5 protein-coding genes are annotated in these 13,364 nt (G+C 76.8%); all 5 read right to left on the bottom strand.

Annotated elements, in window-relative coordinates; translation table 11 throughout:
- Nucleotides 1-14: 14 nt before the first annotated feature.
- The 5 genes from ACJOT3_RS08130 to ACJOT3_RS08110 all read right to left on the bottom strand — a co-directional run bounded on the left by ACJOT3_RS08130 (nucleotide 15) and on the right by ACJOT3_RS08110 (nucleotide 13,189).
- Entirely contained in the window at nucleotides 15-1,826 is a 1,812-nt protein-coding gene (locus ACJOT3_RS08130; RefSeq protein ID WP_406970456.1) for a hypothetical protein, read from the bottom strand.
- A 20-nt stretch (nucleotides 1,827-1,846) separates the two neighbouring features.
- The gene (locus ACJOT3_RS08125; RefSeq protein ID WP_406970454.1) at nucleotides 1,847-6,058 is read right to left on the bottom strand and encodes a DUF5682 family protein; all 4,212 of its coding nucleotides are present in this window, start codon (nucleotides 6,056-6,058) and stop codon (nucleotides 1,847-1,849) included.
- A 1-nt stretch (nucleotide 6,059) separates the two neighbouring features.
- Complete coding sequence (locus ACJOT3_RS08120) at nucleotides 6,060-7,202, bottom strand: ATP-binding protein (protein ID WP_406970452.1); 1,143 nt, start codon at nucleotides 7,200-7,202, stop codon at nucleotides 6,060-6,062.
- Between the two features lie 168 nt (nucleotides 7,203-7,370).
- Nucleotides 7,371-12,311: a hypothetical protein gene (locus tag ACJOT3_RS08115; protein ID WP_406970450.1), complete on the bottom strand. Its 4,941-nt coding sequence runs from the start codon at nucleotides 12,309-12,311 to the stop codon at nucleotides 7,371-7,373.
- Nucleotides 12,308-13,189 carry a DUF4132 domain-containing protein gene (locus ACJOT3_RS08110; protein ID WP_406970448.1) on the bottom strand — a complete coding sequence of 294 codons (882 nt, stop codon included), beginning with the start codon at nucleotides 13,187-13,189 and terminating at the stop codon, nucleotides 12,308-12,310. Before ACJOT3_RS08110 ends, ACJOT3_RS08115 begins: the two co-directional genes overlap by 4 nt.
- Between the last annotated feature and the right edge of the window lie 175 nt (nucleotides 13,190-13,364).

Here is a 13,364-nt window from a genome sequence, read left to right as displayed (position 1 = left end):
CTACCCGGTGGGGGTCACAGGCCCCAGGCGAGGGTGTGCAGGCGGTGGCGGACCGCGGTGAGGTAGGTCGAGGCGGCCAGCCAGGCCAGGGCGAGCCGGTCCGGGGGCGGGGCCGCCGACTCCCCCGTCGCCGTGCGCACGCGTTCGCGGGCGGCCGCCGTGAGGGCGTCGAGCAGGTCGGCGCCGGTCGGCAGGTGGCGGTCGCGCAGCCGGGTCCCGGAGTCGGCGGGGGCGGCCTCCCGGCCCGCCTCGGCCAGGCGGCTCAGCACGCGGGCCAGCACCGCCGTCCCCGGATCGGGGGCGGGCCGCGGTGGCGGGGCCGCGGGCGCCTGTGCCGCCGGGGTCGGCTCCGCCCAGCGCAGGGTGTCCATCGACAGGTCGGCGCGGCCGCGGCGGGCCTGCGGCAGGTCGGGCAGATCGCCGACGGTGATCGGCACCAGGCGGCCGGGGCGTTCCAGGACCGGGCGGGCCATGGCCCGCAGCACCGTCCCCGGGTCCCGGGCGATCCGGGCCAGGTTGCGGGCCCGCAGCGGGTCCCGGGCGCCGTCGGCGGTCAGGACGTGGCCGCGGCCGTCGATGGTCACCTCGGCACCCTCCGGGTGCGGCCCGACCACGGTGAACTCGACGAAGACCAGGTCGGCGCCGCTGCGGCGGGTGGGCGCGGCCAGGGCCGCCAGCGCGTCCGCGATCTGCTCCGCCGCCGGGCGCTCCCACAGCGCCGCCAGGGGTCCCCCGTCCCAGGGCGGGGCGTCGGCGGTGGCGGCCGTGGTGGCCGACATCCCGCTGAGCCGCCCGTCGGCGCTGGCGCCCACCCGCTGGGCGATGAGGGCGGCCCGTCCCAGGTCGCGGTGGCTCAGCGCGGTCCCGCCGAAGGAGACCCGGGAGCCGTGTGCGGCGGACGCCCGCTCCGGGCCGCCGGGCGCGATGTCGGAGACGCTCCACGCCCGGGGCGCGCCGCCGGAGAACGACACCAAGTGGGTGACCACGCCCGCGTACCCCGAGGCCGTGACGACGCGTTCGCAGCCCAGGCCGTACAGGCGCAGCGACCCGATCTCGGTGTAGGCGCGCCGTCCCACGCCGACGTCGGCCCGGGTGGGGGCCGGCCGCTCCCCCTCGGGGCCGCCGCCCAGCCGCCAGGCCAGGTCGAGCAGGGCGGTGAGGGAGGCGGTGTAGGCGGACAGGTCGAAGTCGGCGGTGGGGTGGTCGCGCGGTCCGGCCGCCACGGCCACGCAGGCGGCGGACAGGCGGGGCAGGCGGGCGGCGCGGGCCAGCGCGGAGGCGCGCAGGAGTTCGGCACGGCCGGAGGACCCGGCGGCGCGCACCCCGCGGGCCAGGATGCGGGCGGCCGCGTCCCAGGCCGCGCGGGCGGCCGCCCGGGCGGGGCCGTCCACGGCGACGGGTTCGGCCAGGGGGTCGAGGCCGGCGGGCTCCGCCGGCCGCTCCCCCGCGGTGGCCGTGGTGGCGGTGGTGGCCGCGGTATCGGGAGCGCCCGGGGCGTCAGGAGTGGCGGAGGTGTCGGGGGCATCGGGGGCGTCGGCGGGGCCGTCGTCGGCGGTGGCGTCGAGCAGGGACACCACCGACAGCAGGTGCAGGCAGCGCGGGGAGAGCAGGCACGTGCACACGGTCTGGACGGGGTCGGTGAGGTCGGCACCGGTGAGGGTGACGGTCTCGCCGCCCGCGGCGACGGTCCACGTTCCGTCCCCCGGTGTCCAGGTCCACTCCTGGGCGGCGCGGGGCGCGGCGTCGAGTTTGCGGCGCACCCGGGCGGGTGCCGCCTCCACCAGGGCCGCGAGGAGCTCGGGGGCGATCCGGGGCCGGTCGGTCATCGGGGGTCCTTCCAGGGTGGTCAACCGCGCACCTTCTCACCGATCCACGCCGCCAGCTCCTCCGGGCCCAGCGCCGCCACCGGCATCCCGGCGTCGGCGAAGGAGGAGGCGATGGCGCGGTTGTACACGGGGGCGCCGCCGTGGTCGAGGGCGGCCAGGCCCAGCAGGTGGACCCCGCTGGAGGCCAGGGCCCGGACCTCGGCCAGGGTGCGGCCGAGGCTGCCGCCCTCCTCGAAGTCGGTGATGAGGGCGACGATGGTGCGGCCGGGCACGCGCACCGCGGAGCGGGTGTGCGCCAGGGCCGCGCCGATGTCGGTGCCGCCGCCCACCGCGACCTCCAGCAGCAGGGCCAGGGGGTCGTGGACCCGGTCGGTGAGGTCGATGACCTCGGTGGAGAACGCGGTCAGGGAGACGCTCAGCGCGGGCAGGCCGTGCAGGATAGCGGCGACCAGGGCGGCGTGGATCGTGGAGCGCTCCATGGACCCGGAGACGTCCACGACGATGTGCACGTGCCAGTCGGCGCTGCGCCGGGCCCGGGTGGCGAACACCGGCCGTTCGGGGAGGAGCACCGGCCCGTCCGGGCCGGGGCGGACGGTGTGCAGGTTGGCGCGGACGGTGCGGCCCAGGTCCAGGCGGCCGCCCCGGCGGCGGGTGGGGCGGGGCACGGACAGGCCGGTCAGCGCGGGGCGCAGGCGGCGGGCGAGTTCGGCGGTGAGGCGGTCGGTGATGCGCTTGACCAGCGGGCGCAGCCGGGCCAGGCGCGCCTCGGGCAGGGCTCCAGCCAGGGAGAGGACCTGTTCGAGGAGGTCGACCGAGGGGGTGACGGTGTCGGGGTCCAGGTGGTCGAGGACGTCGCTGCGGCCGCGTTCGGCGGCCCGGCCCAGGACCTCCTCGCGCACGGTGGCGCCGAAGAGGGCCTCAAGCTCCTCGGACCACTCCCGCGGCGCGGGCTCGGGGCGGCCGCGGCCGCCGGTGGGGTCCTGGGACCCCTCGCCGTGGCCGCGCCCGTAGAGCTCGTCCAGGGCGCGGCCCGCCCGGCGGGCGGGCGCGGAGCCGCCCTGCGGTTCGCGGCCGAGTACGAGCCGCCAGCGGTCGGCGGCGCCGATGGCACGGGGTTCGGAAGTCGCCGCAAGTGGGGCTGTGGACAACCGGCCCGGGGCCCCTTGGCCGGGGCAGACTGAAATCAGTTCGCCCCCTGTGGAGGAGGTCTCCGTGTCCCCGACCGTGGACGTGTCCGTCGTGTTCCCCCGCCGCTCCCGCTCCCCCGCACCGCCGGAGGGGTCCGCGTCGCCCGAGGGGTCCGCAACGTGGTCCGCGCCGCTCGTCGCGGCGGAGACGTTCCCGCCCGCCGCGGCGGCGGGTCCCCCCGGTCCGGCGCCCGCGGGCGGAGCGCCCCCGTCCGCGCCGCCCGTCGCGGTGGCGCTCCCTTCCTCGGTAGCGGAGGGGACCCCGGCGCGGGCGCCCGTGCTCCGGCCTCCCCGAGCGTCTGCGGTCGAGTCGGGCGCAGCAGCCGTGTTCGGGCCGGGCCGGGCGGTGTCCCCTTCGGGATCGCCTCCGACCGGGCGGGTGCCTGTCTCGGCACGCGGGCGGGTGGTGTCGTGGGCCGCCGCGGCGGCGAGGTCGGCCAGGAGGGTCGGCAGGAGGGTGCTCACCGCGGTGCGGGCGGTGGTGTCGGCGTCGGTCAGGGCGGCGGCCAGGGCCGCGGAGACGGTGAGGTCGGTGTCCACCTCGCCGAGGCGCTCGGTGACCGCGTCCAGGAATCGGCCGCGGGCCGCGGTGGACAGCGCGTCGAAGCCCTCGCGCAGCGCGGGCAGGCGGGCGAGGAAACCCGTGTCGTCCCAGCCCTCCACGCGTTCGGTGAGGGTGTCCAGCAGCGCGGGGTCGGCCTCCAGCACCGGCGCGGCCACCACCAGGGCGCCGGTGAGCCGACGGGCCAGGGCCGTGCCGTCGGAGGCGTCCTCGGTCCACCCCGCCAGGCGTGCGGCGGCCTCCCCGGGGCCGGTGGCCCCGAGCAGGAGCAGGGCGGACAGGGCGGCGCCCTGGGCCAGCGGTCCGCCCTCGGCGAGCAGCGACCGCAGCTGCCACAGCAGCCGGTGCGGACCGACGGCGCCGGGCAGGGCCGCCTGGTCCTGGACCATCCGCACCACGCGCAGCAGGGACTCGGCGTCGTCCCGGCCGGTGGCGCCCGCCATGCCCGGCACGGAGGCGATGGCGGCCTCCGCCAGCCGGGAGCGCAGCCGCACCAGGGACTCGGGGGCCTCGGGCAGACCGGGGACCCGTCCGGCGACGATCCGCTGGAGGCGGTCGTGCAGGGTGACGGCGTCGGTCAGGCCGGCCCGGGGCAGCACCTCGGCGAGGATCCGGGCGCCCAGCTCGGCGGCCAGGTCCGGCAGCGCGCACTCGGCGGCCCGGGTGAGCAGGTCGCCGGCGAGTCCGGGGGTGAGGTCGCCCCCGTGGTCGCGCAGCCGGGCGGCCAGGCGGCCGCGGGCGGCCTGCTCCAGGGTGGTGCCGTAACAGGCGGCCAGCTCCAGCGTGGCCCCGGTGGAGGGGGTCCAGCGGGCCTCCCAGGTGCGGCCCAGGGTCTCGCCGTCGGTGGTGGGTCCGGTGCCCGCCACGGGGTCGGCGTAGGCGATGCCCGCGGCGGACGCGCGGTGCAGGGCGATGTGCCGCTCGCGGTCCAGCGGGGAGCGCTCGGGGTCCAGGCGAAGCTCGCGGCGCTCGTCGTCGGGGCCGGGCAGCCGCAGCCGGGCGACCAGGGCGGCGACGTGCACGCCCAGCCCGGAGGCGGGGGCCTGCGGTGCCGGCCGGCCGCGCCGGGTGCCGATGAGTTCGCTCTGCGCGGCACGGGCCAGGGCCCGGGCGCGTCCCAGCGGCTCGCCCTGGGCCAGTGCGGTGGTGAGCGCCTCGACGAGCTCGCGGCGGCCCGGTGCGGGCAGGCCGCGCAGGGCGGCCAGGTCGCGGGCCAGCCGGTAGGCGGCCGCGGTGTCGGGGACGCCGCACACGTGGCCGTCGGCGCGCAGCCGGGCGCCGATCCCCGCCAGGCGGCGGATCGCGGCCTCCTCCACCCGGTGGGGGTCGCCGCCCGCTGCGTGCACGTCCTGCTGCCACTCGGGGTCGCGGATCCCGGCGGGGTAGCCGGACCGGGAGTCCAGGAGGGCGAAGGTGTAGGGGATGAGAGCGCTGATCACACCGTCGGTGTGCTCCCCGGGCGCGGGCACGGGCACCGTCTCCGCGGCGGGCAGCTCGACCGGGCTCGCCGACGCCGCCAACGACGCCGCCGCCGAGAATGCGGCCCCGCTGCCCGTAGGGATGTCGCCGCCGGTGGGATCGCCGGTGCCGGTGGGGTCGTCGCTGCCGGTGAGGTCTAAGGCGGCGCCGTTCGCCGCCCCGCTGCCCGCGGGGATGGCAGTGCCGGTGGGATCGCCGGTACCGGTGGGGTCATCGCTGCCGGTGGGGTCCGGGGTGGCGCCGTTCGCCGCCTCGGGCACGGGGGGCGACGAGGGAGCGGTGGCCAAGGGTGTGAAGCCGGTGGGGAGGAGTTGGTGCAGGGCGGCCCGGGCGGGGTCGGGCAGGAGGGCGGCGGCGTGGTAGGAGCCCACGACGGCGGCCGGGCGGGCGGCGCCCACCTCGGCGATGCGGCGACGCATCCACGCCTCGCGGGCGCGGTCGCGCGGGCCCGGGCCGTCGGGGTCGGCGGCCCGGTGGGCCCAGCCCAGGGCCAGGGCGGCGCGGCGGACGCGCTCGGGGTCGGCGCCGTAGGAGCGGGCCTCCACCAGGCGGTCCCACAGCTCCTCGCCGTCATCGACCCCGGCGGCGCGCAGCAGCGCCTCCGACAGGCCGGAGTCGGCACTCGGCCCCTCGGCGGGGACGGCCACCGCGACCGGCAGGTCGACGGCGTGCACCGGGACGCCGTGGCTGCGGGCCCAGCGCAGTGCCGCCAGTTCCGGGGAGAAGTCCGCGAACGGGTAGAAGGCGTGCCCGCCCCCGTCGGGTCCGCCGAACACCAGGGCGACGGGCGCCTCGGTGCCGGGGTGCGCGAGCCACTCCAGCCAGGGCCCGGCCTCCCAGGGCAGCTCGACGAACAGCGCGTCCGGGTCGGCGGCGTCCAGCAGGGCGGGCACCGCCGCGGCCAGCACCGGCGAGTGGTGGCGCACCCCCACCAGGTAGGGGGCGGTGCACTCGGCCAGCGCCTCCAGCACGGCCTCGGGTGCCTCGACGAAGGAGGTGGTCAACTCACTCCCCCAGCACGTGGCGCAGCTCGTACAGGCGGCGCCACATGCGGGCGCCGTTCTCCGCGCGGTGGCGGATGGTGGAGTCCCAGTAGGCGAGCAGCCGCCCCTGGTCCTCCGGGTCGTCCTTGCGGACGGCGCCCAGCAGGTAGCCGGGCAGCAGCGACAGCGGGTCGGTCACGCCCAGGTAGGCGCTCTGCAACCCGAGGGAGGTGGTGACGCCGACGGCCTCGGCTGTGCTCATGACGGTGGTGGGCCGCTCCACCGGCCAGCCCTCCACGGAGGTGCCCGAGCGCAGGTCGCGGAACGCGGTGACCAGGGCCTCCAGCACGGCGTCGTCCACGGGCAGCGCGTGCCCGTGGCGGGCCAGGGCGGCCCCGGCCCGGTCGCGCACCAGCGCCACCTCGGCGGCGGGGTCGGCGATGGGCGGCACCACCTCGAAGTTGAACCGGCGCTTGAGCGCTGCGCTCATCTCCGACACCCCGCGGTCGCGCAGGTTGGCGGTGGCGATGACGTTGAACCCGGGCCGGGCGTGGAAGGTGCCCTCGTCGTCCAGTTCGGGGACGGACATGCGCCGGTCGGACAGGATCGACACCAGGGCGTCCTGCACCTCCGGCAGGCAGCGGGTGACCTCCTCGACCCGGGCGATGCGGCCGGTGCGCATCGCGGTGAGCACCGGGGAGGGGGCCAGCGCCTCGGGGACGGGCCCCTTGGCGAGCAGCAGCGCGTAGTTCCAGCCGTAGCGCAGGTGCTCCTCGCTGGTGCCCGCGGTGCCCTGCACGGTGAGCGCGCCGGTGCCGCAGACCGCGGCGGCCAGCAGCTCCGACAGCATGGACTTGGCGGTGCCGGGTTCGCCGACCAGGAGCAGGCCGCGTTCCCCGGCCAGGGTGACGACGCAGCGTTCCACCAGGGAGCGGTCACCGACGAACTTGGCGGGGATCTCCAGGGTGTCGGGCAGCCCCTCCACGGATTCGGGCAGGCGCAGCCGCTCCCCGCCGCTCCCGGCGATGAACGTCACCACGGCGCGTGGCGTGAGCGCCCACCCGGGCGGGCGCGGCCCGGTGTCGTGGGCGGCCAGGAAGGCGAGTTCCTCGGCGTGGTGCCGCTCGGCGGGTTCGATCTGCACATCGGTGGTGGGCTCGGGCACCACGGGCTCCTCGGAAGGTGTCGGTTCGGGAGTGAAGGAGTGGGGGTGAAGAGGTGGAGGGGGTGAAAAGAGTGGCGGAGATGGCAGGGGCAGGGGTGGGCGGGGCCGGGAGGGCCCCGGCCCCGGCGGGTCGCGCCGGGACCGGGGCGGGGCTCACCGCGCCCGGGTTCACAGGGTCGGGGCGTCGCCCTCCCGGGTGCGCCGCCACGCCTCGGTGAAGATCTCCGGGAGCGGGCGCGGCGGCAGGTGGCGGCCGGGGACCGGGCCGTACACGCCGTACACGTTGTCGCCGACCCCGATGAGACCGTACAGCGGCGCCTTCCAGGTCTCGAAGGGCAGGTCGGGCCCCTGCTTGATGTCGGTCCACTCCCCGGGCAGGAAGACCGTGCGACCGGCCCGGGACCGCTTGGCGGTCATGACCAGGTCGCGTTCGAGCAGTTCGGCCTGGGCCTTCTTGTGCCGGGCGGGGGTCCACCCGTTGACGGCGCGGATCTTCTTGTCCGTGGGCTCCAGGAGCGCGAGCAGCTGGAGGTACAGCCGGGCGGCGTCGTCGGACAGCCCGAGCGTCCCTGCGGCCTCGGCGAGCAGTTCCGGCACGGAGGCGGCCGGGTCGTACTCGCGGGCGCCCGCGGGCAGGGCCTCGGCGGCGATGCGTTCGGCGATCGCCGTGTAGCCGGGGCTGCGCAGCACGTCCACGTGCCTGACGGAGGAGTGGCCGTACTGGGGGTACTCCCCCTCCTGGAGCAGGGCCCGCAACGCGTGCGAGTCCACCCCGTCGTCGAAGCGGGCGGGGCGGAACCACAGGCCCAGCGAATAGCCGTCCTGGGCCATGACCACGGTCCCGTTGTCCCGGCCCTGGACGGCGGTGCCCGTGGTGCCCGGCGCCCGGTAGGGCTCGCCGCCGATCCGCTCGCCGATCTCGGTGTGGTCCTCCCGCCACAGGTGTCCCGCCCGCAGCAGCAGTCCGGGCGCCTCCAGGCGGGCGCGCACGGTCCGCAGCAGTTCGGGGACGGCCGCGCGGACGGGGTCGCCCGCGGGGAGTTCGGCGTACACCCAGGGGACCAGCAGCGCGAACTCCCGGAGCAGGCCGTCCAGCTCCCAGGCCTGTTCGGGCGCGCGTTTGAGCACGATGTCGGTGCGCCCGCGGTTCTCCTCGACGGCCAGGTGGCAGCGCGCGTCCTGGGTGAGGGCGGGGTGAGCGGACGGGTCCGCCAGCAGGCGCAGCGTCTCGGAGGACGCGGGCCGCCAGGAGGCGTTGAGGGCGTCCAGCACGGTCTCCGGCAGGGGTGCGCGCACGCCCCTGAGGTGGTTCCAGGCGTCGGCGAGCCGCTCGGCGGCGGCGCGCGTCCCGGCCGGGGACCACAGGTCGGCGACGTCCTCCGCGGCGGGCAGGGCGTCGCGGTACAGCGCCGACCACAGTTCGCGGTCCAGGCGGCCCACACCCAGCTCCTGGGCGCCGACCACGAGCTGCGCCTCGCTCAGGCCCATGGCCTTGCGGTCCTCGGTGGAGACGGCGTTGGCGTCGAAGCGCTGGTGCAGCAGCAGGGCGGCGGCCGCCGGGGGCAGCCCGGTGCGCTCGGCCAGCACACCGACCGCCTCCTCGTCCCAGGTCACCGGCCCGCGTTCGGCCAGTGCGGCCAGGAAGGCGGTGATCGCCGCGGCGGTGCCCCAGCCGGGGGCGACCCGGGTGCGGCGCACCTCGCGCAGGCCCTCCGGCAGGGGCAGGGGGTCTGCCGAGCGGACCTCGGCGAACCACTGGGAACGCTTCTCGTCCTTGCTCTTGGGCCGGTCGGAGAGGTCGGGGACCAGGTCGAGGCCGGCCCGGCGCCCGCCGTCGGCGCCCACCGCGGTGGGGTCGCGCCTCTCCGCGGAGACCACGGCCCCCAGGTCCAGCTCGACGTCCGGGTCGGCGAACACCGTGCCCGCCCACCGCGCGAGGAAGTCGGCCAGGGCGGCGCGCTCCTCCTCGGCGGTCAGCGGGGAGGCCGCCGACCAGGCCAGCTGCCCGACCGCCCCGGGCAGCCCGGACCAGTCGATGCTGGGGCGCGGCCGCCTGCGCAGCCGGTCGGTGTCGCCCTCCCCGCGCAGGAAGCGGGAGGTGGCCTCGATGTGGCCGCGCACGTCGCCGTCGGTCCGCAGCTGGGGCAGGAAGCGGTTGAGCGCCCGGAGGAGTTCCGCGGGCTCGGGCTCGGAGGCGTCCGCCTCCTGGACCCGGCGTGCGCCCTTGAGGTATTCGTCGAGGTCCCGGCGCAGGAGCGCGGCGGAGTAGGCCAGGCCGGTGACGCCGTCGGCGATCCGGTCCCGTGCGCTCCCCCCGGCCCCGCCGGGGAGCAGCGCGTCGGCCGCCGCCCGGCTCAGGGGCAGCTTGTCGGCAACGGCGCCGGAGGCCGGGGCGGTCCCGGTACCGGGGTGAGGGTTCGAGTACCGGTTGGAGCGGCGCGGTTTCCCGAACGCGTCACGCTCGGCCTCGGCCGCCGCCACCAGGTCCTTCAGGTCGGCGCCGTGCACGGTGCGCAGGCGGGCGGAGGCCCCGGTGTCGCGCGGGCCCATGAAGTACCAGAACTGTGTCGGCGGCAGGTAGGGCGTGCCCCACTTGGCGGTGCAGTCACAGGCCCCGCCGATGTGGCAGCTCCACATCCGGTGCCCCTCGGTGTCCAGCAGGGCCACGCCGTTGTCGGTGCCCAGGACACGGGTCTGCCCACCGGGCGGGGTGAACAGGCCGATCGGCCACGGAATGTCGCGCCGCGACCGCCCGGTGAACCGGAGTTCGAGCTCACGTCCGTCGGTGGCGACGACCCGGTAGGAGTCGGTCCCGGACAGCACGGCGAACCCGGCCGGTCCCGCGGCGTCGCCCAGCGGCCCGCCGGAGACGGGCGCGGGCAGCGGTGCCAGGCTGGACAGCGTCTCCAGCAGCCGTTCCCCGGAGCGGAGCGGAAGCTCCTCCAGGAAGGCCGGCAGGCTGCTGCGTCCCCGGGCGCCGGTGGCCGGATCGATCTCGACGAGGCCGTCCTTGCCGTCGTGGTCGGTCCAGTAGGTGTTCCCGTCGGAGAGGACGTGGCGGCCGCGGGGGCCGTCGGGGTCCCCGGCGCGCAACGCACGCCCGCCGTTCATGCGGGCACCGTCGGCGGTCAGCTGGGCCATGCCGGGCCGGTCGTTGTTCCACCGGCCGCTGTAGACCACCGACGAATAGTTGAAGGAGAGCCGTTCACCGGGCGCGTCGGACCAGTATCCGAACTGCTCGTGGTTCTGCTCGTACGCCACCAGGAACCGCTCCTGGACGTAGAACGCGATGGGGTCGCTCGCCCCCTTGGGCAGGACCAGGGTGTGTTCGGCGGCACGGCCCCCGGGCCCCACCGCGATGGCGCGGTCCTTGGAGGTGAGCGTGTAGTACGGCCAGCTGGCGCTGCCCGTCAGCCTGGTCCCCCCGCCCCCGTGGGCGCCCAGGTCGCGGGCCGCTTCCTCCAGGTCGGGCCAGGAGTACTCGTCGACGATCCCGGCGTTGAGGGTGGTGGCCAGCAGGTCGGCGACGTCCAGGGAGGCGAGCCGCGCCAGGTGTTCGGGGAAGGCCCGGAACACCCCGCCGTCGACCTCGTTGCGCAGGTCCTGGAGGCCTTCGCGCACCTGGAGGAGTCCTCCGCTCAGGGCACCGGTGAGGACGTCCAGCCGCCGCTCGATGTAGGGGTGCAGGTACTCGAAGGGCAACAGGTTCTCCAGCACCCGGCGCCCGCCGCCGTAGCCGCCGGGGTAGGAGGCGACGGCCTGGCCCACCAGGGGCTCCCACGCCGGGTCCGCGCGCAGGAACCGCAGGTCGCGGCGGGGGCCGCCGCGCACGTGGTCCACCCAGGCCTCCAGGTCCAGGTGGCGGCGGCCCGTGTGGGGGGCGTCGGCGGCGGAGACCGGGACGCCCAGCTCCAGGCACAGGTCGAGCAGGTCGGCGGGGATGCTCCCCACGTAGTAGCCCTTGCCGCGGGTGAGGTCGACGGGGGTGCCGTCGGCGCGCAGCCGGTCGGCGATCCGGGTGGTCAGCTCCAGGAACCCGGCGGGCAGGGGACGGTTCCAGCCCCGGGTGTGGGAGACCATCCGGCTCAGCCATCCGGCGGCGCCGCCGGGCACGGCCTGGGCGGGGTCGGCGAGCAGGTCCACGGACCCGGCCTCGGACAGCAGCTCCAGCCACCAGGCGTGGAAGCCGGTGTCACCGTAACCTCCGGCGTCGACGAACGTGCCCAGCAGGGCACGGGCCGTCTCGGCGTCCTCCCGGCCCAGGGCGACCAGGGTGGCCCGGGCGGACTTCCAGAACCCCTCGGGGGCGGAGGAGGTGGCGGGCACGGCCAGCAGTTCGCGCAGCAGGTCGCGCTCCTGCGCGTTCTGGTCGATCCCGGCGGCCTTGGCCAGGGAGCGCATCTGCTTGAGCATCCCGGTCCACGGCGGCAGCCCGCCCAGGGTGCGGCGCACGGCCAGCTCGCGGAACTCGGTGTAGGCGCGCTCGGAGGTGTAGCGGCCGGACAGCTCGGCGGCGTGGGCGGTCAGGGCCTTGACGGTGAGCGCCCCGGCGAACGCGAACTCCAGGAACGACTCGCGCCGGGTGGCCTCGTCCACCGGCAGGCTGTACACCTGCTCGGCCTCACGGGCCCGGCCGAACATGATGGCGGCGGTACGGGCGTTCCCGGCGGCGAGGAAGGCCCGCCCGGCCTGCTCCCAGTAGGCGGGCAGGTGCTGGATGGGCACCTCGGCGGCGATGCGCGCGAACTCGTCGGAGGCCGGACCGGGGCGGGTGGCGGCCAGCCGGGCGGCCTTCTCCATGGGGCGGACCAGGGCCAGCGCCTGCGCCCGCCGGCCGGGGTCGTGGACGAGCGCCCATTCGGGGTAGCCCAGGCCGCGCGGGCGGGTCAGGGCCAGGGGCTCGGAGCGGTCGCCGTCGGCGAACCCGAGGAAGTCCATGGCGGAGTCCTCGGCCGGGGCCAGGGCGTCGGGGACCAGGCGCACGACGGCGCGGTCGCCCAGGGCGGGGTGGGTGTACACCCGCGCGGAGACGGTGTCGGTGTGCCCGTCGACGGTGGCGTCCAGCGGGGCCAGACCGGCGTCGAGGAGGGATTCGCTGGGGGTGGTCACTGCTTCTCCTCGGTGTTCTTGCGGCCCGCGTGGATGAGCTCGGCCATGCGCACGCCCTCGGACCAGGAGACGGGGCCGACCTCGGAGAGCTTCAGGACGCGCTCGTCGTCGTCCACCCACACCAGGGGTCCGGTCTCGGTCTCCCAGTCGGGGGCGTCGGCGCCGATCCAGAAGCGGGCCTGCACCGGGCGCCCGCCTTCGACGACGCGGCAGGTGGCGTAGCCGCCGCGGACGGGGAAGCCGTGGCGCTGGGCCAGCCCGGAGGCGTGGCGCAGCTGCTCGAACCGCCCGCCCGCGTAGTCGTCCACCCGGGTGGCGTCGGCGTCGAAGGTGTCGGGGAGCCGGTGGATCTGGCGGGTGAGCTGGGGCAGCCGCTGGGTGATGCCCAGTTCCAGGGCGAACTCTCGCACGTCGTCCAGGTCCTCGATGAGGACGGGGTGCAGGGGGACGACCCGGTCGGCGTCCAGCCAGGTGCTCTCGGCGTCCAGGTCCAGGACGCCGATGCGGCCGCGGTCGTCGACGCCGCGCAGGAACCCGCCCTCGCCGCCGCCCTCGGGGACGACGAACAGGTCGGCGAGCAGGCCCTGCCAGGAGGGGTCGGCCCACACCCGCGCCAGCACGGTGGCCGGGACGGGGAGGGAGCCCAGCAGCCAGGACTCGACGCGGGCGGCGCAGTCGCGCTCGTGGCGCTCCAGCCACAGCAGCACGTCGGTCAGGCGCTGGGCCTGCTCGGACTCGCGCACCTTCTTGGGGACGGTCTTGAGCCGCTTGCCCTTGGCGTTGCGGCAGGCGAGGGCGGTGCCCTCGATGGCCAGGGAGTAGCCGTCGGGACCCTCGGTCCAGATCGGTTCCGTGACATGTGGGGAGGTCGTGGACATGTCTGAGGTTATAGCGGCCTCCTGTGACAGGAGTGCGGCCCCTGATCGAATCCGCGCCCAATGAGATGTCCGATGACCGCCGGTGTTCCGGCCGCGGACAGGCGATGCTCCACCCATGACCACGAAGAATCCAGAAACCCCGACCATCCCGATGGCCGCGCCATCGGGGACACCC

It is taken from the genome of Nocardiopsis protaetiae (assembly GCF_045446735.1).
GTDB lineage: Bacteria > Actinomycetota > Actinomycetes > Streptosporangiales > Streptosporangiaceae > Nocardiopsis > Nocardiopsis protaetiae.
The sequence above is the reverse complement of the archived record's forward strand: the minus strand, read 5'-3'. Positions and strand labels throughout refer to the sequence as shown.

What these genes read in the sequence shown, in the direction of transcription:
- ACJOT3_RS08130 (WP_406970456.1), bottom strand. Translation starts at nt 1,826, where the DNA reads ATGACCGACCGGCCCCGGATCGCCCCCGAGCTCCTCGCGGCCCTGGTG.
- ACJOT3_RS08110 (WP_406970448.1), bottom strand. Translation starts at nt 13,189, where the DNA reads ATGTCCACGACCTCCCCACATGTCACGGAACCGATCTGGACCGAGGGT.